22 protein-coding genes are annotated in these 22455 nt (G+C 60.0%); 10 read left to right on the top strand and 12 right to left on the bottom strand.

Annotated elements, in window-relative coordinates; all coding sequences use genetic code 11:
- Positions 1–206 precede the first annotated feature (206 nt).
- The gene (locus tag BXA01_RS02425) at positions 207–1235 is read left to right on the top strand and encodes an Ldh family oxidoreductase (RefSeq protein ID WP_076563039.1); all 1029 of its coding nucleotides are present in this window, start codon (positions 207–209) and stop codon (positions 1233–1235) included.
- A 57-nt stretch (positions 1236–1292) separates the two neighbouring features.
- Here the strand turns inward: BXA01_RS02425 and BXA01_RS02420 are convergent, their stop codons facing one another.
- Positions 1293–1610, bottom strand: coding sequence for a DUF883 family protein (locus BXA01_RS02420; protein ID WP_016774661.1), 318 nt, complete (start codon positions 1608–1610; stop codon positions 1293–1295).
- A 154-nt stretch (positions 1611–1764) separates the two neighbouring features.
- Here BXA01_RS02420 and BXA01_RS02415 point away from each other — a divergent pair, with 154 nt between their 5' ends.
- Complete coding sequence (locus BXA01_RS02415; protein ID WP_003224595.1) at positions 1765–2019, top strand: hypothetical protein; 255 nt, start codon at positions 1765–1767, stop codon at positions 2017–2019.
- 6 nt (positions 2020–2025) lie between these two features.
- On the opposite strand, the gene BXA01_RS02410 is transcribed toward BXA01_RS02415, so the two are convergent.
- Positions 2026–2940 (bottom strand): LysR family transcriptional regulator, encoded by a 915-nt coding sequence (locus BXA01_RS02410; RefSeq protein ID WP_076563037.1) that lies wholly within the window; start codon positions 2938–2940, stop codon positions 2026–2028.
- An 84-nt stretch (positions 2941–3024) separates the two neighbouring features.
- On the opposite strand from BXA01_RS02410, the gene BXA01_RS02405 reads away from it, so the two are divergent.
- Entirely contained in the window at positions 3025–3948 is a 924-nt protein-coding gene (locus tag BXA01_RS02405) for a carbon-nitrogen hydrolase family protein (protein WP_076563035.1), read from the top strand.
- Positions 3949–4085: 137 nt separating this feature from the next.
- On the opposite strand, the gene BXA01_RS02400 is transcribed toward BXA01_RS02405, so the two are convergent.
- Together BXA01_RS02400 and BXA01_RS02395 are read right to left on the bottom strand one after the other, a co-directional pair.
- The gene (locus BXA01_RS02400) at positions 4086–4559 is read right to left on the bottom strand and encodes an LEA type 2 family protein (RefSeq protein WP_056785875.1); all 474 of its coding nucleotides are present in this window, start codon (positions 4557–4559) and stop codon (positions 4086–4088) included.
- 66 nt (positions 4560–4625) lie between these two features.
- Entirely contained in the window at positions 4626–6092 is a 1467-nt protein-coding gene (locus tag BXA01_RS02395) for a nucleobase:cation symporter-2 family protein (RefSeq protein WP_076563033.1), read from the bottom strand.
- Positions 6093–6381: 289 nt separating this feature from the next.
- On the opposite strand from BXA01_RS02395, the gene zapE reads away from it, so the two are divergent.
- The 3 genes from zapE to BXA01_RS02380 all read left to right on the top strand — a co-directional run bounded on the left by zapE (position 6382) and on the right by BXA01_RS02380 (position 8796).
- On the top strand, positions 6382–7500 hold the full coding sequence (gene zapE / locus BXA01_RS02390; protein WP_076563031.1) for a cell division protein ZapE: 1119 nt from the start codon (positions 6382–6384) through the stop codon (positions 7498–7500).
- A 17-nt stretch (positions 7501–7517) separates the two neighbouring features.
- The gene (locus tag BXA01_RS02385) at positions 7518–8099 is read left to right on the top strand and encodes a DinB family protein (protein ID WP_076563029.1); all 582 of its coding nucleotides are present in this window, start codon (positions 7518–7520) and stop codon (positions 8097–8099) included.
- A gap of 199 nt (positions 8100–8298) precedes the next feature.
- Complete coding sequence (locus tag BXA01_RS02380) at positions 8299–8796, top strand: GNAT family N-acetyltransferase (protein WP_024012903.1); 498 nt, start codon at positions 8299–8301, stop codon at positions 8794–8796.
- A gap of 115 nt (positions 8797–8911) precedes the next feature.
- Here BXA01_RS02380 and BXA01_RS02375 read toward each other — a convergent pair whose 3' ends face one another.
- The 3 genes from BXA01_RS02375 to BXA01_RS02365 form a co-directional block, all read right to left on the bottom strand.
- Positions 8912–9121: a hypothetical protein gene (locus BXA01_RS02375; protein ID WP_076563027.1), complete on the bottom strand. Its 210-nt coding sequence runs from the start codon at positions 9119–9121 to the stop codon at positions 8912–8914.
- Between the two features lie 177 nt (positions 9122–9298).
- Positions 9299–11041: a phosphoethanolamine transferase CptA gene (locus tag BXA01_RS02370; protein WP_076563026.1), complete on the bottom strand. Its 1743-nt coding sequence runs from the start codon at positions 11039–11041 to the stop codon at positions 9299–9301.
- Between the two features lie 210 nt (positions 11042–11251).
- Positions 11252–11434 (bottom strand): DUF6026 family protein, encoded by a 183-nt coding sequence (locus BXA01_RS02365; protein ID WP_016774671.1) that lies wholly within the window; start codon positions 11432–11434, stop codon positions 11252–11254.
- Positions 11435–11709: 275 nt separating this feature from the next.
- Between BXA01_RS02365 and gnd the strand changes: the two genes are divergently transcribed.
- The 3 genes from gnd to BXA01_RS02350 are packed head-to-tail and all read left to right on the top strand — an operon-like array spanning position 11710 to position 15028.
- Positions 11710–12690, top strand: a complete 981-nt coding sequence (gene gnd, locus BXA01_RS02360) for a phosphogluconate dehydrogenase (NAD(+)-dependent, decarboxylating) (protein ID WP_076563024.1) — start codon at positions 11710–11712, stop codon at positions 12688–12690.
- The gene (gene zwf / locus BXA01_RS02355) at positions 12687–14210 is read left to right on the top strand and encodes a glucose-6-phosphate dehydrogenase (RefSeq protein WP_076563023.1); all 1524 of its coding nucleotides are present in this window, start codon (positions 12687–12689) and stop codon (positions 14208–14210) included. The genes gnd and zwf overlap by 4 nt, the downstream gene beginning before the upstream one ends.
- Positions 14207–15028, top strand: coding sequence for a Cof-type HAD-IIB family hydrolase (locus BXA01_RS02350; protein ID WP_076563021.1), 822 nt, complete (start codon positions 14207–14209; stop codon positions 15026–15028). The genes zwf and BXA01_RS02350 overlap by 4 nt, the downstream gene beginning before the upstream one ends.
- Before the next feature lie 160 nt (positions 15029–15188).
- Here BXA01_RS02350 and nhaB read toward each other — a convergent pair whose 3' ends face one another.
- The 3 genes from nhaB to BXA01_RS02335 all read right to left on the bottom strand — a co-directional run bounded on the left by nhaB (position 15189) and on the right by BXA01_RS02335 (position 18609).
- On the bottom strand, positions 15189–16691 hold the full coding sequence (gene nhaB / locus BXA01_RS02345) for a sodium/proton antiporter NhaB (protein ID WP_076563019.1): 1503 nt from the start codon (positions 16689–16691) through the stop codon (positions 15189–15191).
- A 98-nt stretch (positions 16692–16789) separates the two neighbouring features.
- Entirely contained in the window at positions 16790–18079 is a 1290-nt protein-coding gene (locus BXA01_RS02340) for a hypothetical protein (RefSeq protein WP_076563017.1), read from the bottom strand.
- Between the two features lie 263 nt (positions 18080–18342).
- Positions 18343–18609: a hypothetical protein gene (locus BXA01_RS02335; RefSeq protein ID WP_016774677.1), complete on the bottom strand. Its 267-nt coding sequence runs from the start codon at positions 18607–18609 to the stop codon at positions 18343–18345.
- 320 nt (positions 18610–18929) lie between these two features.
- On the opposite strand from BXA01_RS02335, the gene BXA01_RS02330 reads away from it, so the two are divergent.
- Positions 18930–20255, top strand: a complete 1326-nt coding sequence (locus tag BXA01_RS02330) for a sigma-54 dependent transcriptional regulator (RefSeq protein ID WP_076563015.1) — start codon at positions 18930–18932, stop codon at positions 20253–20255.
- 89 nt (positions 20256–20344) lie between these two features.
- On the opposite strand, the gene BXA01_RS02325 is transcribed toward BXA01_RS02330, so the two are convergent.
- Together BXA01_RS02325 and BXA01_RS02320 are read right to left on the bottom strand one after the other, a co-directional pair.
- Positions 20345–21661, bottom strand: a complete 1317-nt coding sequence (locus BXA01_RS02325) for a hypothetical protein (protein ID WP_076563013.1) — start codon at positions 21659–21661, stop codon at positions 20345–20347.
- Positions 21662–21706: 45 nt separating this feature from the next.
- A complete protein-coding gene (locus tag BXA01_RS02320) occupies positions 21707–22453 on the bottom strand; it encodes a hypothetical protein (RefSeq protein WP_073474520.1) in 747 nt (248 codons plus the stop codon).
- Positions 22454–22455: the final 2 nt, after the last annotated feature.

Genomic DNA, 22455 nt, shown 5'->3' with positions numbered 1-22455 from the left:
GGGCTGGAACTCGACAGTAGATGCGCAGGCTGGAGCACTTGCGGTAGATAGTTACCGCACCCGCTGACAGTGAAATGTGCATCAGGGCGCGCCAGCGGATGCCGATCAATCGAAGGGTTGACAGCTGGCAGCTCGGACAGGGTTAATCGGTGGGCAAAATCGACCGTACGCTGTTGTTCCCTCCAATAATCATTCTGGAGCTTCAGATGTCTGCGCCACACGATCATGGCTCGTCCACAGTGTCCCTCGAAGCACTGACGCAACTGCTTGAAACGATTTTTCTGCGCCACGGCACCTCCAGCGAAGTCGCCCGGGTACTCGCCGTCAACTGCGCCAACGCCGAACGCGACGGCGCTCACAGTCATGGCGTGTTTCGCATCCCCGGTTATGTCTCGACGCTGAAAAGCGGCTGGGTCAATGGCCATGCCGTGCCACAGGTTGAAGATGTCGCGCCAGGATTTGTCCGGGTTGACGCTGGCAACGGTTTTGCCCAGCCAGCGTTGGCAGCGGCCCGACCCTTGCTGATCGAAAAGGCGCGTCATGCCGGGATCGCGGTGCTGGCGATCCGCAACTCGCATCATTTCGCTGCTTTGTGGCCGGATGTCGAGCCCTTCGCCGACGAAGGTCTGGTGGCGCTGAGCGTGGTCAACAGCATGACCTGCGTGGTGCCCCATGGCGCTGATCGGCCATTGTTCGGTACCAATCCGATTGCCTTCGCCGCGCCAAGGGCCAACGCCGCGCCGATTGTGTTCGATCTTGCCACCAGCGCCATCGCCCATGGCGATGTGCAAATTGCAGCCCGCAAAGGTGAAAAACTCCCGGCCGGCATGGGTGTCGACAGCCTCGGCCAGCCGACCCAGGACCCCAAAGCGATTCTCGAAGGCGGCGCCTTGTTGCCGTTTGGCGGCCATAAAGGCTCGGCGCTGTCGATGATGGTCGAGTTGCTGGCGGCGGCATTGACCGGCGGCAATTTCTCATTCGAGTTTGACTGGTCCAACCATCCCGGCGCGAAAACCCCGTGGACCGGTCAGCTGTTGATTGTGATCGACCCGAGCAAGGCCGCGGGGCAGAGCTTTGCCCAGCGCAGTGAAGAGCTGGTGCGGCAGATGCACGGGGTCGGGCTCAAGCGTTTGCCGGGGGATCGACGGCATTTGCAGCGAGGCCGATCACTGGCCCAGGGAATTGTGCTGGATGAGCAGACGCTGGGGCAGTTGCGGGAGTTGGCGGGGGAGTGAGTGTGCAGGCATAAAAAAAGCGAACCGGAAGGCTCGCTTTTTTTGTAGCGCTGGAACTCAGCGACGGCCGAGCAGCAGGCCCACCACCAGGCCGAAACCGGCGGAGATCGCCACGGTTTGCCATGGGTGGCCACCGATGTAGTTCTCGGTGGCTTCAACAGCGGGTTTGGTGCGGTCGCGCACGCTGGACACCGAATCCAGTGCCAGCTGCAGTTTCTGGGCGATTTGTGCACGCAGCGTTTCTGCTTCTTCGCCGACCAGTGAAGCGCTGCTCTTGAGCAGTTTGTCCGATTCTTCGATCAGAGCCTGAAGCTCGCTGAAAGCTTGATCCTTGATTTGCTCTTCGGCAGCTTGCGAGGCGGTTTTACGGGCCATTGGGTGACTCCTTGCAGGTGAATGGACAGTGACCAATGGAGTGTAGCGGCAGGCGAAAAGTTGCATGTCATTCGTGGAGAAGGGAAAAACCTGCACCGGAGATTTCCATCGAGCGTGTAAGATGTCGCCATTTTACGCAGCAGGATAAATCCCCATGAGTTTCAATCTGGCCGACAAATCCCTCGCAGAGCGCGCAGCGCTGGAAGACGAGAAATCCCGTCTGTTCGAACTCTGGCAGAACAATCTGGGCAAAGCCAAAGGCGAAGCCGCGCGCTTGTTTGGGGAGCGCTCCAAGCGCAAGGGCAAATGGGCCGAGTGGGTCCGCGCCGAGCTGGACGGCATGTCGCCGCCGGAGTTCGCCAACATGGTGCGCAGTGAAGTCAATCGCCTGATGGCGGCGAACAAATAATCCGCTTCACGCCTGGCTGAACGTGGCGGCAATCGCCTCGCGAACCTTGACCAGCACCGGATCGATCTGCGTGCTGGTGCGCCAGCCCAGTTCCACCGGATAGCGCGGTAAAGCCAAAGGGCAGGGCAGCAACGCCAGCCCGCTCAGCGTCGCGATGCTTGCGGCGGCATGGGCCGGGATGGTCGCCACCGCCTGACTGCCCTTGAGCAGGAAGGGCAGCGCGGCGAAATGCGTGGTCGACGCGCAGACTCGCCGGCTCAAGCCCACTGCCGCCAATCCCTCATCGGTGATACCGATAAAGCCCCCCGACGACACCAGAATGTGCTCGCGTTCAACGAACTCCTGCAACGCGATCTGCTGTTGTCCTGGCGCGAGACTGGCCGGGTCGACCAGACACGCATAGCCGCCTTCCCCCAACACCTGACGACTGAGCAGGCGCTCGGAAAATCCGCCGGCAGTGATCGCCAGGTCGATGCTGCGTTCCATCAGCGCGCGGGCAACGATCTGGCTGTGGGTCTGGCGAAATATCAACCGCAGCTTCGGCGCATGGCGGGCGATTTCCTCGATCAAGTGGCGTCCGTAGGCAATTTCAAAATCATCTGACAGACCGATCGCCACCGAACGCCCTTCGTATTGATTGGCCGCCGGATCAAGCATGGCCAGACTTTGCCGGCATTTGTTGAGCGCATCGCTGATCACCGGTTTCAGCTGATTGGCTTGCAGGGTCGGCGCCAGTCCGCGCCCGGTGCGCACGAACAACTGATCGCCATACACCTCACGCAAGCGGCGCAATGCCGCGCTGACTGCCGATTGCGTTACGCCCAGGCGCAGGGCGGCGCGACTGGCACTGGATTCATCGTGCAGTGCTTCGAAGACTTTCAGCAGGTTGAGGTCAATGTCGGCGATATTCATTTGGTTCATATCATTCAGCAGTCAGCAGGGCTTTATTCATGATCGCGTGACGCTGGAGAATCGGCAACACCTGAACCTGATGGAGTAAACACAATGGCCAGATCCATAGTGGCGGCGTTGCAGATCGGTGCCTTGCCCGGCGGCAAAGGCGAAACCCTTGAACAGATCCTTGCTTGGGAAGACGCAATCCGCGAATCCGGCGCCGCGTTGGTGGTGATGCCGGAAGCCTTGCTCGGTGGCTACCCGAAAGGCGAGGGCTTCGGCACCCAATTGGGCTACCGACTGCCCGAGGGGCGTGAGGCCTTTGCGCGTTATTTTGCCAACGCCATCGATGTGCCCGGCGCCGAAACCGAAGCGCTGGCCGGATTGTCAGCGCGCACCGAGGCCAATCTGGTGATCGGCGTGATCGAGCGCGCCGGCAGCACGTTGTATTGCACGGTGCTGTATTTCGACCCGCAGGCCGGGCTGCTCGGCAAACACCGCAAGCTGATGCCCACCGGTACCGAGCGACTGATCTGGGGCAAGGGTGATGGCTCGACGCTGCCGGTGTTCGACACCCAGGTCGGCAAGCTTGGCGCCGTGGTGTGCTGGGAAAACATGATGCCGCTGTTGCGCACGGCGATGTATGCCAAAGGCGTTGAGGTCTGGTGCGCGCCGACCGTGGACGAGCGCGAGATGTGGCAGGTCAGCATGCGCCACATCGCCCACGAAGGCCGCTGTTTCGTGGTCAGCGCCTGTCAGGTGCAGGCCTCGCCGAATGCGTTGGGTGTGGAGATTGCCAATTGGCCGGGTGATCGACCGTTGATTGCCGGTGGCAGCGTGATCGTCGGACCGATGGGCGACGTGCTGGCGGGGCCGTTGCGCGGGGAAGCGGGCTTGCTCACGGCGCAGATCGACACCGATGAACTGATCCGCGCGCGGTACGACTACGATGTGGTCGGCCACTACGCGCGGCCGGATGTCTTCGAGTTGACCGTTGATGAGCGTGCGAAGCCGGGGGTGCGGTTCAACTCCTGACCTTGAAACTTGTTTTGAACCTGTGGGAGCTGGCTTGCCAGCGATGGGGCCATGTCAGTCGACATCTTTTTGGCAGATGCACCGCTATCGCTGGCAAGCCAGCTCCCACAGGGATCGGTGCCCGATCAGAAAACTTTTTACCACGTCGCCGCACTCGCTTTAGGCAGGCTCAACTTGCCGCTGTCGGTAAAGCGCATCGTGCCGAACAACCCGCCCGCCAGTTTGCCGCGCAGCACGTAGGGCAGGTTATCGAGGCTTTGCGTCTGGCTCAGGCCCAACGTCTGGCGCAGCACCGAGAACGCCGAGACGCTGACCGGCACCGTGACAATGGCTTCAGAGAAACGCGGGATCGAGCCGCTCTGATCGCTCACACCCGAAGCCAGCGAATGACCATTGACCTCCAGATCCAGCGCGATGCCGTTGTAATCGATCGCCGTTTCATTGGGGTTCTGTACGCGCAGCTTGATCGCGAAGCGTACTTCCAGTTCCTGGCTGGGTAACGGTTCGAGGCCGACCACGTTGATGTTCACCGGATCGCGGTTGGGAAACAGTGCGCAGGCGCTGAGCGACAACAGCACAAGCGACAGGATGACAGCGTGGACGCGGCGCATAAAAATCTCTCGACAAAAAAAGGGCTGAACCGTCGTCGGTGCAGCCCTTTTTTTCGAGGCGTGACGTCAGCGGTTCAACTGTGCGACAGCCGCCGCTTGGCCGGGTTCACCTTTGGCGGCGACGTCGGGGTTTTCCATGACCTGCAGAATCGACGCTTCCGGGTCGAAATCATCTTCTTCCAGCTCGATGAACTCTTCCGGCAGGAAGATGTTCAGCACGATAGCGCACAACGCACCGACAGTGATTGGCGATTCGAAGATGTTGCGCAGCGCTTGCGGCAGTTCGCGCAGGACTTCCGGCACCGCCGCGATGCCCAGGCCCATGCCCAGCGAGATCGCCACGATCAGCATGTTGCGTCGATGCAGGCCGGCCTCGGCGAGGATCTTGATCCCGGCCACGGCGACGGTGCCGAACATCACCAGCTCAGCGCCGCCCAGCACCGGTTTCGGCATCAGTTGCAGCACTGCGCCGATCATCGGGAACAAACCGAGCAACACCAGCAGCCCGGCGATGAAAAACGCCACGTAGCGGCTGGCCACGCCAGTCAACTGGATCACGCCGTTGTTTTGCGCGAAGGTCACCATCGGCATGCTGTTGAACACTGCCGCCATGGCCGAGTTGAGACCATCGGCGAGCAGGCCGGATTTGATCCGGCGGATGTACAGCGGGCCTTTCACCGGTTGCCGCGAGATCATCGAGTTGGCGGTCAGGTCACCGGCCGCTTCCAGCGGCGACACGAGGAAAATCACCGCCACCGGCACGAACGCCACCCAATCGAAGTTAAAGCCGTACTTGAACGGCACCGGCACGCTGACCAGCGGCACTTCGGGCATCGAAGCGAAATCCACCGTGCCCATCAGCCAGGCCACCACGTAGCCCAGCGTCAGGCCGATGACGATCGCGCCCAGGCGCAGAAACGGCACGTCGACACGGTTCAACACAACGATGGTACCGATCACCAGCGCCGCCAGAATTACGTGACTGGCCGCGCCCAAGTCAGGCGCACCGAAGCCGCCGGCGATGTCGGTCATCGCCACTTTGATCAGCGACAGGCCCATCAGCGTGATGATCGTGCCGGTGACTACCGGGGTGATCAGCATGCGCAGCTTGCCGATGAACTGGCTGAGCACCACTTCGATGAAGGCAGCGAAGAAGCACACGCCGAAGATCGTCGAGAGGATTTCGTCAGTGCCACCGCCGCGCGCCTTGACCATGAACCCGGCGCTGAGGATCACACTGATAAAGGAAAAACTGGTGCCTTGCAGACACAGCAGACCGGAACCCACCGGGCCAAAGCGCTTGGCCTGGACAAAGGTGCCAAGGCCGGAGACGAACAGCGCCATGCTGATCAGGTAGGGGATTTCACTGTGCAGACCGAGGGCGCCACCCATGATCAGGGTCGGGGTGATGATGCCGACGAAACTCGCCAGCACGTGCTGCAACGCGGCGAACACCGTGGCGGTCAGGTGCGGACGGTCGTTGAGGCCGTAGATCAGGTCGTTGTTGCGCGGGGTTTTGTCAGAGGCGGTCATGGTGATGTGCGCGCCGCAAGGCGGGGCCGGGTCAGAAAATGGGTGCGCAGAATGCCGGAAGAGGGCGGCGAGGGCAACGAGCAATAACTGCCTGAAAGGTCAGGTTTTACTGCCTCTCCCTTGTTATGATCGTTCCCATGCTCCGCGTGGGAATGCAGCCCGGGACGCTCCGCGTCCCTTCCAGAGCTGGAACGCGGAGCGTCCCTTGAGGCATTCCCACGCAGAGCGCGGGAACGATCATGCGTGCGTCGATCAGCAATGGCCAATCGCCCGTGGCATACTCCCGCGCATGACTTTCGACTCCCCCCTCAGTGCCTGGCAATACGCAGTCGACCACAAGGGTTTCATCCAGGATGAAGCCCAGGAACACGCGGTCTGGGCCTTGCAAAAATGCCATGAAGCCTTGCAAGCCGGTGCCCGTTCGGTCAGTGGCGTGTACCTGTGGGGGCCAGTCGGTCGTGGCAAGACCTGGCTGATGGATCAGTTCTACCAGAGCCTGCGCGTGCCGGCGCGGCGTCAGCACTTTCATCACTTCATGGGCTGGGTGCATCAGCGTTCGTTTCAACTCAGTGGCATCGCCGATCCGTTGGGCGCTTTGGCCAAAGAGCTGGCCGGTGAAGTGCGCGTGCTCTGCTTCGATGAACTGTTCGTCAATGACATCGGCGACGCGATCATTCTCGGCCGGCTGTTTCAGGTGATGTTCGAGGAAGGCGTGGTAATCGTTTGCACGTCCAACCTGCCACCGGACGATCTGTACGCGGACGGCTTCAACCGCGACCGTTTCACGCCGGCGATTGCGGCGATCAAGGCACACATGACAGTGGTGGCGGTGAATGGCGCCGAGGATCATCGCTTGCATCCCGGAGCGATCGAACAGCGCTATTTTGTCAGCGCGACCGATTCGCCGAGCGCACTGGGTGCCGTGTTCAAGTCGCTGGCTGCAGATGAGACTGTCAGCGATGAGCCAGTCGCCGTGGGCCACCGCACACTCAACGTGGTGCAAGCCAGCGAATCCGTGCTGTGGTGCCGCTACAGCGATCTGTGCGAACAACCTTTCGCCGCCATGGACTTCATTGCCCTGGGTGATCGCTACCGGGCTATTCTGTTGAACGAAGTACCGAACCTCAGCGCACAAAAACGCGAAGGACGTATCGCGCGCGGTACCGAAGACGGCGCTGAGCGCGTGGTCGCCGGCGACCGGGAACTGCCACAGTTATCGGTGCACGACGACGGCGTTCGCCGCTTTATCGCACTGGTCGACGAATGCTACGACCGCAAAGTGCCGCTGTACGTCGAGGCAAGCGTTCCGATGGAGGCGCTGTACACCGAGGGCTATCTGGAATTCCCGTTCCGCCGCACCCTCAGCCGTTTGCGGGAGATGCAATTGCAGCGCTTCGCTGAAGCCTGAAAGAAGAGGGCGCCGACATGAGTCAACCGCTGTCCCATCATTTGCTGACCATGGCCTATCAGAATGCCTGGGCCAATCACCGCCTGGCCAAGGCCTGGAGCCAGCTCGACACCACTGAACTGGCGGCGCCACGGGTGAGCTTCTTCCCCAGCATCCGCCTCACGCTCAATCACATCCTCACCTGCGACTGGTTCTACGTTGATGCGCTGGAGCGCGAATTGCGCGGGGACGAGCCGCACCCGGATTGCTATGTTTTCTTCAATGCAGACGAGCCGTTTACCGAGGCTGCGGCGCTGCGTGCAGAACAGGCCCGCGTCGATCGCCGGCTGATCGCCTATTGCGAGCAACTGCGCGATGCCGATCTGCCAAGAATCGTCACTATCGCTCGCGACGAACCGCAACATGACAGCCGCCTGCGCATGCTCTCGCACCTGTTCGAGCACCAGCTCCATCATCGTGGCCAGGTGCACGCCATGCTCAGCGGCACGACGGTCAAGCCACCGCAACTGGATGAATTTTTCTGTGTCGGCGAAAGCGCATTGCGCGCCGAAGACTTCGCCGAACTGGGCTGGACCGAAGAGCTCATCTGGGGCCACTGACCGCGAAAGATCGCAGCCTCATTGCACTCGTCAGCTCCTACACATATCGGACCGTAGGAGCTGACGAGTGCAATGAGGCTGCGATCTTTTGATCTTCAGCTTTTCAAGTTGCCCTCTCCGGCGCACCCAAGCTAACGTCCCCCCAGGCCTTTCAGCTAGCACCTTGCGCGCCGGGGCTTTTTGCTTATCGGGGATGGAAATGGATTCCGCAGAAATACTCGTACTTCAGGCCAGCTACAGCAACCCGGTGCACGCCGAAGCCATCGGCATCGTGCTCAACCACTACGCCGAAGATCCCATGGGCGGCGGTCACCCGATCGCGCCCGAACTGCTGCAACGCCTGCCCGAAGAACTCGCCCGCCGCCCGCATGCCTTCAGCGTGCTGGCCTTCGTCGGCGGCGAACCGGCGGGGCTGGTCAACTGTTTTGAAGGCTTCTCCACTTTCGCCTGCAAACCGCTGGTCAACGTTCACGACGTCGCCGTGGTCGGCAAATTTCGCGGCCTGGGGCTCAGTCAGAAGATGCTGCAGAAGGTAGAAGAAATCGCCCGTCAGCGCGGTTGCTGCAAGATCACCCTGGAAGTGCTGGAAGGCAATGCGGTGGCGCAGGGTTCGTATCGCAAATTCGGCTTTGCACCGGGGATGTTCAATCCGGATCACGGACGAATGCTGTTCTGGATAAAGGATTTACAGGCCTGAAGCCTCCTCACCGCAAATCAGCAACATAAAAAAGGCGCCCCGATCAGGGCGCCTGAACTGTCATCTCCCGGGCCAGAGCGGAGCCACGGAAGGTCCATCGGTTGCTCGGTAAAGCTCAGTCGCGATAAGAGTCGGTCACCTGCGCCGTCTGGTCAGCAGGGACGCGAATTTCCTTCGCACTGGCGTCGGTCTTTTGCTCGCCTTGCGCGTGCTGGACCGGGAAGTTGTCGTAGTAATAACGCATACGTTCGGCACCGCCTTCAGCGAAGGCGCTGGTGGAGCCGAGGGCGAGCAGGGTGGTGAGGATGATAGTGGTGGTTTTCATGGTGCCTCCTACTGAACAAGTGGGAGTCGGTTCGTCCGTGAAGCAGACCGCGAAAGAGAGTCTGCGGCGCGGCCATTAACGATGGGTTAACGCTGGTTCAGCGCAAATATTGCGGCGTATTACAGAAACACCACGGTCGATAGGCACAAAAAAGGGCCTTCTCGGCCCTTTGTCGTTTTACTTCTGCGCGACTTCCGCCGGATCCGGGTGCTTTGGCTTCATCAAACTGAAGTCAATCAACGCTCGCCTCGGCGCTTGGTACGGGTCGCCAATCAACAGCTTGCGCGGTACAAAGCTGTCGCTGACCAGGCTTTTGCTGCGATCCAGTTCATCGGAACTCAACCCGGCCAGATCCGCCCAGGTGTGAATGAGTTGCGAGCTGCTGTACGGGCGGCTGAGGTCGCCGGCGAAGTTCCAGTCGTGGTTTTCCTTCCACTTCGGCGAGGCCCAGGCCATGAACGGGATGGTGTACATCGGCGCGGTCGGTTTGTTTTCGTTGCGGCCCAGCGTGCCGTGGCCGGCGGAGTCGAAGACATCTTCACCGTGGTCGGACAGGTACAGCAGGAAGCCATTCGGGTCTGTCTTGGCGTAGTCCTTGATCAGGCTCGAGACTACGAAGTCGTTGTACAGCACGGCATTGTCATAGCTGTTGTAGGTCGGAACCTGATCGTCGCGCACCCCGGCCGGTACGCCCTGGCGATCCTGGAACTTCTCGAACGTCGGCGGATAGCGGTACTGGTAGCTCATGTGCGTACCGAGCAGGTGCACGACGATAAGTTTGCGTTCAGCCGGATCAGTCAGAGCCTTGTTGAACGGCTCGATAACGTCACCGTCGTACTGCGCGGCGTTCTGGTTGCGGTTGTTGTTCAGGTACACCTGCTCGTCAGCCTGTTCGGAGAAGGTCGTGAGCATGGTGTTGCGCTTGGTCATGGTCTGCTGGTTGGTGATCCAGAAGGTCTTGTAACCAGCCTGTTTCATCACGCTGACCAGCGATGGCGTCGACAGGTACAGATCCGGGTTTTGCTCATCGGCGAAGGTCAGCACTTGCTGCAGCGCTTCGATGGTGTACGGGCGCGGGGTGATGACGTTGTCGAAGATCGCCAGTTGATCCTTGAGCTTGTCCAGTTCCGGCGTGGTGTTGCGCGGGTATCCGTAAAGACTCATGCGCTGGCGGTTGGTGGACTCGCCGATCACCAGCACCAAAGTCGCCGGTTGCCCGGCCGAGGCGTCCTTGAGGTTTTTCAGCGGCGGGATCTTGCTCGCACTGTCGAGCATGCCTTGCATGTCGGCGAGGGTTTCCTGATAGCGGTGATAGGCCACAGCCATCTGCCAAGGCACGGCGGGCTCGATACGGGTTTCGAATTTCTCGAAGCCTTGGGCGAAGGTGCCCATGCGCATGGTTTGCTTGACCAGCGGATAGCCGACCACGGCGACGACAATTGCCGTCGCCGCTACCAGCGCGCGACCACGCGGCATGTAAACCGGGCGCAGACGCGTCCATAAAAAGTAAGCGAACGCGGTATGGGCGAGGAACGCCGGGATCATCCACCAGGCGAAATACTGCGTCATGTACTCGCCGGCTTCCGACACGTTCGATTCGAACATGATGAAGATGACGCTCTGCGAGAATTCCTGCTGATAAATGAAGAAGTAGCCGAGGCTGGCCATCGAGCAGGCCCACAGCACCACACCTATGATCGCCGCGAGCAGGCGGGTCTGATTGGGGAGCAGCAGCATCGGCGCCAGCCACAGCGCGCTCATCACGAAGGCCTGGCGGAAGCCGGTGAAGCCGGATGTGCCGGTCAGCTGGATCAGCAGTTGGGTGATACCCGAGAAGTACCAGAAGAAAACAAACAGCCAGATAACTCCAGCCCAGTCAAAACCCGTCGCAGTCGTTTTGCTGCGTTTGAACAATGCCATTCAGTGCTCCAGCTCAATCATCAATCCCACGCCGGAACGCTTCCATGACACCGACGAACAGAGGCCGTACACGCAGGTACGGCCAGAATGGGGCGGAGTATCCCCAAGGGCATGTGAAAGATTTGTTAAGCACCGCGTTTGACGAGTATCGGGCGGTCAGAGGTGCAACGTGTCGGGAACGACGGGGGCCGTTCCCGAAGCAGGCGGGGATCAGGCGTGGGGTGCGCGCTGCACAACCGGACGCGGTTGCGGCTGCGAGCCTTGGGTCAGTGCGCGCAATTGCGCCAATTCGTGCTTCAACTGGTCGCGCTCGTCTTTCAACTGGCGCAATTCATCGCGACGGATCGTTACGTAGAGGGTTTGTGGCGGCATTGCTGTATGTACTGTGCCCATTGCTCACCTCGCAAATGGCGTGCATCAACTGTAAGTCACTCCTCGTTTTGAGGCGCTTGACTTACTATCGGCGCCAATTTTGATTTCTTTTGCCCTGGAAGGGAACTTTTTTATTTTTCATGGTCGGTGTGTCTTCGGCAGGATTCAGGGCGTTATCACTCTGGATCGGGCACAATGCCCGGAAACTTCATCGCAACGCTCTGGACTAACCTCCATCAGTCGCGTTGGGCTATAACCAATGACACACATTTATTTGTAGTAAGGAGCATCAGCACATGCAACTCGGGATTATTGGACTGGGCCGCATGGGCGGCAATATTGCGCGACGTCTGATGCTCAACGGGCACACCACCGTTGTTTACGACCGCAATACCGCTTTCATCGATAACCTGGTCGCCGAGGGCTCCACCGGCGTCGCCGACTTGCCAGCACTGGTTGCCGGCCTCGACAAGCCGCGCGCGGTCTGGGTCATGCTGCCGGCGGGCGCACCGACCGAAGACACCATCAACACCCTGAGCGAACTGCTCGAACCCGGCGATACCATCATCGACGGCGGCAACACCAACTACAAGGATGACATTCGCCGGGCCAAAACCCTGAACGACAAGGGCCTGCACTACATTGATGTCGGCACCTCCGGCGGCGTCTGGGGCCTGGAACGCGGTTATTGCATGATGATCGGTGGCGATGCCGAAACCGTGCAGCGTCTCGATCCGCTGTTCGCCGCACTGGCGCCGGGCTTGGGCGACATTCCGCGCACCAAGGATCGCAAGTCCGACGACCACCGCGCCGAGCATGGCTACATCCACGCCGGTCCCGCCGGCGCCGGGCACTTCGTGAAGATGATCCATAACGGCATCGAGTACGGCATGATGGCCGCGTTCGCCGAGGGCTTCGATATTCTCAAGACCAAATCCAGCGAACGCCTGCCGGAAGATCAGCGATTTGATCTGAACGTGGCCGATATCGCTGAAGTCTGGCGTCGTGGCAGCGTGGTTTCGTCGTGGTTGCTGGACCTGACTGCCGATGCGCTGGCCAGCGATCCGAAGCTCGACGGTTTCTCCGGTTCCGTGGCTGACAGCGGCGAAGGCCAATGGACCATTGAAGCGGCCATGGAGCAAGCGGTGCCGGTACCGGTGCTGTCCAACTCGCTGTTCTCCCGTTACCGCTCGCGCGGGCAGGGCACATTTGGTGACAAGATCCTGTCGGCACAACGCTTCGGCTTCGGCGGCCACGTGGAGACCGCGAAAAAATGACCCGTACGATCCGCAGAAAATCCAAGGCAGAACCCGCACCACCGACCACGCTGTTCCTGTTCGGTGCCCACGGCGACCTGGTCAAGCGCCTGCTCATGCCGGCGCTGTACAACCTCAGTCGCGACGGCCTGCTCGACGACAATCTGCGGATCGTCGGCGTTGATCACAACGCCATTACCGATGAAGCCTTTGCGCAGAAGCTCGAAGACTTCATCCGTACCGAAGTGGCGGCGAAGGTCGGCAAGGGCGATCAGATGCTTGATCCGCTCTTGTGGGCCAAGCTCGCCAAAGGCATCAGCTACGTCCAGGGCGATTTCCTCGACGACAGCACCTATTCAGCCCTGGCGGCGAAAATCGCCGACAGCGGCACCGGCAACGCGGTGTTCTACCTGGCCACCGCGCCACGTTTCTTCAGTGAAGTGGTGCGCCGCCTCGGCAGCGCCGGTTTGCTTGAAGAAACCCCCGAAGCGTTCAGAAGAGTGGTGATCGAGAAGCCGTTCGGCTCCGACCTGCACACCGCCGAATCCCTGAACGCTTGCCTGCTCAAGGTCATGAGCGAGAAGCAGATCTACCGGATCGACCATTACCTGGGCAAGGAAACCGTGCAGAACATTCTGGTCAGCCGGTTCTCCAACAGCCTGTTCGAAGCGTTCTGGAACAATCATTACATCGACCACGTGCAGATCACCGCGGCGGAAACTGTCGGTGTGGAAACCCGTGGCAGCTTTTACGAACACACCGGCGCATTGCGTGACATGGTGCCCAATCACCTGTTCCAGCTGTTGGCCATGGTCGCCATGGAACCGCCGGCTGCTTTCGGCGCTGACGCGGTGCGCGGCGAGAAAGCCAAAGTGGTCGGGGCGATTCGTCCCTGGTCGACGGAAGAAGCCCGGGCCAACTCGGTGCGCGGCCAGTACAGCGCCGGCGAGCGCGATGGTCAGCCATTGAAGGGTTATCGCGAAGAAGCCAACGTGTTGCCCGACAGCACCACCGAAACCTACGTCGCGCTTAAAGTGATGATCGATAACTGGCGCTGGGTCGGCGTGCCGTTCTATCTGCGCACCGGCAAGCGCATGAGCGTGCGCGACACCGAGATCGTCATCTGCTTCAAACCAGCGCCGTACGCACAGTTCCGCGACACCGAAGTCGACGAGTTGCAGCCGACTTATCTGCGCATCCAGATCCAGCCAAACGAAGGCATGTGGTTCGACCTGCTGGCCAAGCGCCCGGGGCCGGCGCTGAATATGGCGAACATCGAGTTGGGCTTTGCCTACAAGGACTTCTTCGAGATGCAGCCTTCCACCGGCTACGAAACCTTGATCTACGACTGCCTGACCGGTGATCAGACGCTGTTCCAGCGTGCCGACAACATCGAGAACGGTTGGCGAGCCGTGCAGCCTTTCCTTGATGCCTGGCAGCAGGATGCGAGCGTCGAGACGTATGCGGCCGGCGAAGATGGCCCGCAAGCCGCCGAAGATCTGCTGACTCGCGATGGTCGCGTCTGGCACGGCCTGGGATGAGTGATTTGCCGAAACAACCCATACGTTTTCTGCTCAGCGACATGGACGGCACACTGTTGCTGCCGGATCACACGCTGAACCAACGCACCATCGAAGCCGTGCGCTCGCTGCGCGATGCCGGCGTGCTGTTCAGCCTCGCCAGCGGCCGTCCGCCGAAAGCCATGTTGCAGCAGATCGAGGCGCTAGGCGTTGATCTGCCGACAGCGGCGTTCAATGGCGGCACCATCGTCAAACCGGACGGCACACTGTTGGCCGCGCATTATCTGCCGGCGACGACCGCGCTTATTGCTCTAGCGCAGTTTGCCGATCAACCGGAGGTGGAAATCTGGGTGTTCAGCGGCGGCGACTGGCTGCTCAAGGACCCGCACGGGCCGATGGTCCCACGTGAACAAAGTGGCCTCGGCTATCCGCCGGTGGTGGTCGAGAGTTTTGAACCGTATCTGGAGCGCATCGACAAGATCGTCGCTACCAGCAACAACACTGAGTTGCTGATTGAGCTGGAGGCGCAGCTGTTGCCCAAGGTCAACGGCATGGCGCAAGTGTCGCGCTCGCAGCCGGTGTATCTCGACGTTACGGCGCTTGAGGCCAACAAAGGTACGGCATTGACGACCATCGCCGAATACCTCGGCGTGCCGCTGGAGCAAACCGCTGTCATCGGCGACGGCGGCAACGACCCGGCGATGTTCAAATGCGCTGGCTTTTCGATTGCCATGGGCCAGGCGGAAGAGGCGGTGAAGCACCAGGCTGATGTCGTTACAGCGCCAAACACTGAAGACGGCGTGGTCCTGGCGATCGAGAAATACATCCTCACGCACTGACCCAACACCAAAACCAATGTGGGAGCGAGCTTGCTCGCGAAGGCGTCGGCACATTCAACACCTTCATTGCCTGACCCGACCTCTTCGCGAGCAGGCTCGCTCCCACAGGTTTTCGCGGCGCGTGCAAACCCCGGTAACCCACAGGTTTATTCAGTGTGGCTTAGAGCCAATAGCTCACCGCATACCAGCCCAGCAGTCCCATCACTACCGTATATGGCACCGCCATCCACACCATGCGCCCGTATGACAACCGCACCAGCGGTGCAATCGCCGAGGTCAGCAGGAACAGAAACGCTGCCTGACCATTAGGTGTCGCCACGCTCGGCAGGTTGGTACCGGTATTGATCGCAATCGCCAATGTCTCGAAGTGCTCGCGAGTCATGTGTCCGGCCAGAAAAGCCTGTTTCACTTCGGTGATGTAAATGGTCGCAACGAACACGTTGTCACTGATCGCCGAGAGCAAGCCGTTTGCGATGAACAACATGCCCGGCTGTTGATCCATCGGCAGCGCCAAGACCCACTCGATCAGTGGGACGAACAGATGCTGATCGTGAATGACCGCCACCACGGCAAAAAACACCACCAGCAGTGCAGTAAACGGCATGGCGTCCTTGAACGCGCTGCCCAGGCGATGCTCGTCGGTGATCCCGGTAAACGCGGTGATCAACACGATTACCATCAACCCGATCAGGCCGACTTCAGCCAAGTGAAACGCCAGGCAACCAATCAGGATCAGCGCCGCCGCCCCTTGCACCAGCAGCGCCGCCGTCTGACGAGGCGTGCGTTTGGCGTTGTCCTCGGCGGCGTAGTTCGCCAGCACGGCGCGGACGTTGTCTGGCAGCAGCGTGCCGTATCCGAACCAGCGCAGCTTCTCCAGCAGCACGCAAGTGACCAGACCTGCCGCCAGTACCGGCAGCGACACCGGGGCTACCTTCTGGAAGAACTCGCCGAAATGCCAGCCCATCTCGTGGCCGATCAACAGGTTCTGCGGCTCACCGACCAAGGTGCAGACGCCACCGAGCGCTGTGCCGACCGCACCGTGCATCAACAGGCTGCGCAGGAATGCGCGGAATTGATTCAAGTCGTCATGGTGTCGCGACGGTAAATGCTGATCGTCAGCGAATTCGCTGTCCTTGCGTGGATCATTGCCCGACGCGACGCGGTGATACACCGAGTAAAAGCCGACAGCCGCACTGATGATCACCGCTGTCACGGTCAACGCATCAAGAAATGCCGAAAGAAATGCCGACAAGAAGCAGAACATCAGCGCCAGAATGGCTTTTGAACGCACGCCCAACAGCAGTCGCGAGAAGAGAAACAGCAGCAGATCTTTCATGAAGTAGATGCCAGCGACCATGAACATCAGCAGCAAAATCACCGGAAAGTTGTGCAGCAACTCATCGTAAAGCGCTTGCGGCGTGGTCATCTTCAACAGCAACGCTTCAATCAACAACAAGCCGCCAGGCATCAACGGATAACACTTGAGGGCCATGGCCAGGGTGAAGATGAACTCGATCACCAGCAACCAGCCTGCGGCGACCGGCCCGACGGTGAACAGCACCACGGCGTTGAGAATGAGAAAACCGACGATGGTCGCCTTGTACCAGCGTGGCGATTGCCCGAGGAAGTTGTGCGCGAACGCCTGGGCGATTGAACCGGACATCGGCTGCTCCTTTTATTTAGAAGCGCGAAAGTTGCCGGATGTTTCAGGGAAGATCAAGTCGCCAATGGACTCGATGCTCGCGTGGGCTGTTGAATGTTCTATCGATTCAGATAACGCGCAACCATTGCCCGGTAGTTGCCATCCAGCGAATAGCCTCCTACCACAATCGCCCCGTCAGTTTGTACGGCCAGTGAATTGGCTGTATCGAGACTCCGCCCCAGTCGCGTGCGCAACCAGCCGAGGCCTTGGCCGAACGCCGGATCGAGGCTGCCATCAGCTTGATAGCGCGCGACCATGAAGTCCGCTTCAACCCCGCCGATGGTCGCGCCCACGGCGACGATGCGGCCGTCGCTCATTAGCTGGGCGGCGTTCCATTGGCATCCGCTGGGGCCGATGTCCAACACCTGTGGCTGGCCATGATGACAGTGCAGGTCAGGTCGACCGTTGGCGTGCAGGACAAACGTCAAACAGCGGATTGGATCGCGGCTGCTGCCAAAGCAATAAAGCCTGTCGTCGTACTCAATGATCTGGCTGACCTGAGCGCTATTGCCGTGGGCCTTGAAGGCCATGAAGCCATCGACGGCGAAGCGCTCATCCAGGCTGCCATCGGGCCGATACTCCGCCAGCAGGCCTTGCTGAGGAAAGTCGATGGAGCCTGCGACCACGACGCGCCCATCCTTCTTCAACAGCAGCGTACTCAGCCAGGTATTGAGCAGCAGGTGGCGGACCACTACAAATCCGCGTCCGTTGAATGATTCGTCGAGAAATCCATCGGGCTGCAGGCGGATCAATATGCCGGCGTGGTCGGCAAGGCTGAAATGATGGTTGGCGATCAGCAGAATACGGCCGTCTTCCTGCACCACAAAGTCACAGGCTTCGACGCCCGGCACGCCCGGCGGCAACCAGTTGTCGCGGGTGCCCATGGACAGCTCGCCGGGCAGTCGCACCACCTGGAAACCGTCATCGCCGAAGAATCGGTCTGGCTGGCCGTTGGCATCGAACAGGGCGAGGGCGGGCAGGGTGCGTTGCGTGTCTTCATAATGCAGGCCGGCCAGCAGAATCTTGCCGTCGGCTAACACCTGAACCTTGCCGGCCTTGGCTTCGAAACCCTCGACGAAACTGCCGATCACGCTGCCCTGAAAGCCGAACGACAAATCCGCCGAACCATCGGCCAGCAGCCGCGCGAGGCCAAAACGACTCCCCTTGGATGTACCGACCTTGGCGGCGACCAGAATCCGACCCTGTGCATCGAGCGTGACATGTTGGGTCTGGCTGGACAAACTGCCGGCAAAGTACACCTGCGCAACACCGCCAATGGCGAATGTCGGGTCGAGCGAACCGGGGGCGGTCCATGCAGTAGGCAGCGCATAAGGGCTCAGGGTGGACATGCACGCGTCTCCTTGTGCCTGAGCCGATACCCAGTGGTTGGGAGGCTGACTGCACGAGCGACACATTCAATCCCTGAACCGCGAGAAGTACAACTGGACGAATTAACAGACGACGGTCGCACTGTGCCAGAACAGTGTCTTGTTGAACCAGTCGCAAGCGAGCCAAGTACTTTGGATAAAACTGCGCTTCAAGTACGTTGCTTATTTGACTACGCATACAACAAGGGCGGATGACTTTAACGTCATCCGCCCTTGTTCGGTTATCAGTGTGGCATCGACCAGGATTGCAACTTGTGGCCGTCTTCGCTCAGCTCGGCGCGGGCCTGCTGCAGCAGTTGTTCGAGTTGCGCCGGGTCAGAGTAGGCGCTGCTCGGGATCTGTTTGCGACCGATGTGGGAGTTGGTGCGGTCGACGACGGTCAGGCTCAGTTCGCCATTGCCGTCTTGTGGCGCCCAGGCCACGCATTGAAAAGGCTTGAACGCGTGGTTGGCAATCAAAAGAGCTTCGTTGATACGCAGCGGGGCAGTCATGGGGTCTTCTCTCTATTGGCGCCCAATCAAATGATGTGCCGTCGGTTGGGCTTACCGTGCGGCGGGTTACTTGTACTGATGCACGCAACCGGGGGGCGGGTCACACGTGAAACAAAGAAATTTTCGAATCAGGCGCCGCGATTCAGAACAAATCAAATAGTCGATAGCTAACTAACAACCAACTTTCTTATAACTCTTTTAATACCCAGCCTATAAGCAATCGGTACAAGCCCCCGTCAAAATCTTGCTAGTGTTACAACCGGGTCTGCCAAATGACTGTTTTTACGATCATTTATCAAATTTGGCGCCAAGGAACAGTCATGAGCGAAGCGCCTGCATCGAGACGTTTACTGGTGGTCGATCCCTGCGACGACTGTTATCGCCTGTTGCCCGGATTGCGCGCCGTAGGCTGGGATGTCGACAGTTGTAATCTGGAAAACGCCGCATCCCGGGCCTGCGATGTCGGCCTGCTGCGTTTGCAGCCGTTCCACCTGGAACGACCCGAAGCCGTCAAAGAACTGATCAGCCGCAGCGGCACCGAATGGATCGCTGTGCTCAATCAGGAAGTCCTGCGCTTGCAGAACGTCGGCGACTTCGTTTGTGAATGGTTCTTCGACTTCCACACCTTGCCCTTCGACGTTTCCCGCGTACAGGTCACCCTCGGCCGCGCGTTCGGCATGGCACGCCTGCGCGGGCAGGGTACGATTCATGTCGATCAGCCGGAGCACGAACTGCTCGGCGACAGCAAGCCGATCCGCGAACTGCGCAAACTGCTGAGCAAACTGGCCCCCACCGAATCGCCCGTGCTGATTCGCGGCGAAAGCGGCACCGGCAAAGAACTCGTCGCGCGCACCCTGCACCGACAATCCCAGCGCCATAACAAACCGTTCGTAGCGATCAACTGCGGGGCGATTCCCGAGCATTTGATTCAGTCCGAATTGTTTGGCCACGAAAAAGGCGCGTTCACCGGCGCACACCAGCGCAAGGTCGGACGCATCGAAGCGGCCAATGGCGGCACGTTGTTCCTCGACGAAATCGGTGATCTGCCGCTGGAATTGCAGGCCAATCTCCTGCGCTTTCTGCAGGAAAAGCATATTGAACGGGTAGGGGGCAGTCAGCCGATACCGGTCGATGTACGCGTGCTGGCGGCAACCCACGTTGATCTGGAAGCAGCAATCGAGAAGAAGCGCTTTCGTGAAGACCTTTATTACCGGCTCAACGTCCTGCAAGTGGTGACCGCGCCATTGCGCGAGCGCCACGGCGATCTGTCGATGCTGGCCAACCACTTTTCGCACTTCTACAGCCATGAAACCGGGCGCCGGCCAAGAAGCTTCAGCGAAGATGCGCTGATCGCGATGGGCAAGCACGACTGGCCGGGCAATGTGCGCGAGCTGGCTAACCGGGTCAGGCGCGGGTTGGTGTTGGCCGAGGGCCGCCAGATCGAGGCGCGGGATTTAGGGTTGATCAGTCAGCATTCCATCGCCACGCCGATGGGCACGCTGGAAGACTACAAGACCCGGGCGGAACGGCAGGCGTTGTGTGATGTGTTGAATCGACACAGTGATAATTTGAGTGTGGCCGCGAAAGTCCTCGGTGTTTCGCGGCCTACTTTTTATCGGTTGTTGCATAAGCATCAGATTCGTTAATCAGCTGAAGATCAAAGGATCGCAGCCTTCGGCAGCGCCTACACGGAAAAATGTAGGGACTGCCGAAGGCTGCGATCTTTTGCTTTGCTTTAGAAGTAATACGGGAATTTCAGGCTGAACGAAAAGTCCGGCGCATCATCGGTCATGCCGATCGACAAGTTCGGCACGATCGTCAGGTTGTCGGTGGCTGCGATGGTCATGCCGACGTTGAAGTAACCGGCGTTGGCATCACTGGACACCACCGATTCCCAATCGCCGCCGTCCTGTTTCAGCTTGCTCTTGCGTTGCACCAGGTCGGAGACCGAGAACGACATACTCATCTTCTCGTTGAGCGCGAAGGCGATACCGGCGCCGATCTGGAAGCTGTCGCCAATCTTAACCTTGCCCGGGTTTTTCTGATTGACCGTAGAGCTGATGTCGTCGAACGACTCCTCGAGGTTGTGGGTGTAGGAAAGGCTGCCGAACAGCACCGCCGGGTCGAACGTCTTGACCAGCGAGATACCCGGCGTGATCGACCAGACGCCGTTGCCGGTGGGCAGGGTGTCGGGGACGAACAGGTTGGAGTTGGCGTCGGTCTGGCGCAGTTTGATGCCGAACGGGTCTTTGCCGGTCGGCGCCTTGACGCGCAAGGTGACGACGGCGTCCGGGGTGTTGACCGATTCGTCGAGGAACTTGTAGGCGATACCGAAGTTGACGTCGCCGATGGTTGGATCCTTGGTGACGGTTTCTTCTGTTGTTACGCCAGCCGCGCCCTCGTTGCCGCCGCCGGATTGATACGTCGACTCGCGATAGATCACCGGCACGTTCAGGTCAAACTGCCAGCGGTTATCGAAGTTGTAGCGGCCGGTGAGGTCCAGGGTCCAGGTGTCGGCCTTGATCCGGTCGAGGTTGATGTTGCCGAGGAAAATCGAATCCAGCGCGAGGAAACCGTTGAGGATCAACTGGCGGGTATCGTAGCGCGAATAGGTCAGGCCGGTTTCCACGCTGAACTTGCCGCCGCCAAAGAAACCGCTGGCTTCGTCATACAGGTTGGACACGCTCTGCGCCGGTTGTGAATCATCGGCCAGCGATTGACCGTAGGAAGCGCCACTGCCCCCGGCGGCGCCTCCCGATGCAGCGGCCGCACCAGTGCCTGTGGCGGCTCCGGTAGCGACGCGATTGCCTTTCATGTCGGACGGCGATTTCGCCAGCCGTTTTGGCGGTGGGGCGGCGGGTGTTTCTTCTACCTGGCGGACCCGTTGTTCAAGTACCGCCAGCGCTTGTTGTTGTTGTTCGTATCGTTGTCTCAGTTCCAGAAGTTCCCGTTTCAGGGCTTCTACATCGGCGTCGGGTGCTGCTTGCAGCATTGCCGCCGGGAGAAGGGTACTCAAACACACTGCGGCACGCAGTGATACTGATCGATACATGAATAAGCCGTCCCTTTAAGCCCAATGATCGAGACTCAGCGTAGTTCAATATCCGATATTGCGTAGCGCCCCGAGTTGGGTCAGGTTGCAATCCAGTGCACCGGCGCTTCTGCCGTTATTGTTAAGTACGACGTTGAGTTGCGTAAGGTTGTTGACCACGTTGGCGCTGCCCAGCAAACGGGTGTTCTGCAGCAGCCCGCCTTGGGCGACCTGTTGCAGTGCTGTGCCTTGATTGCCGCTGGCCTGAATGGCCATTTGCACGCCACCGCCATTGGCCGAAACCGCGACACTGCCGGCGCCGTTGCTGCCGCTGATGGTCTGCCCGGCGATGAGGGCCTGGCCCTGCGACGGCACCAGTGCCGGGGCCTGACTGGCTTCGCTGACGTTGATCGCGACGTTGTTGTTGGCGGTATTGCCATCGCCCGCCGCGCGCACACTCTGCGTAACGCCCTGGCTACTGTTGAGGCCGGCGCCGCCGATTACAGTGCCGGTGCCCAAGGTGGGGGTGCTGCCGTTGCCCGACTCCTTGATGGTCGAGACATAGAATTCCGGTTTGACGGTTGCAGCCTGGATCTGCATCGAGGTCGCGGCCCCGATCAAGTCGCCGCTGGCGTTGCGCCAGGTGCTGCTCATGACAATGCCGAAGCTGATGATCCGCCCCGGCATGACGTACCGACCGCGCAGCTCGGCGAGCTCCTGGTCCTTGATTTCGATGGGTTTGAATCCGGCATGGGCTAAACCTGACGCACTCGCTGCCAGGCAGGCGGCGGCCAGCCAGTATGAGCTTTTCATCT

The sequence above is a fragment of the Pseudomonas sp. B10 genome (assembly GCF_900156235.1).
Taxonomy (GTDB): Bacteria; Pseudomonadota; Gammaproteobacteria; order Pseudomonadales; family Pseudomonadaceae; genus Aquipseudomonas; species Aquipseudomonas siliginis.
This window is presented reverse-complemented; position numbering and strand designations above follow the sequence as displayed.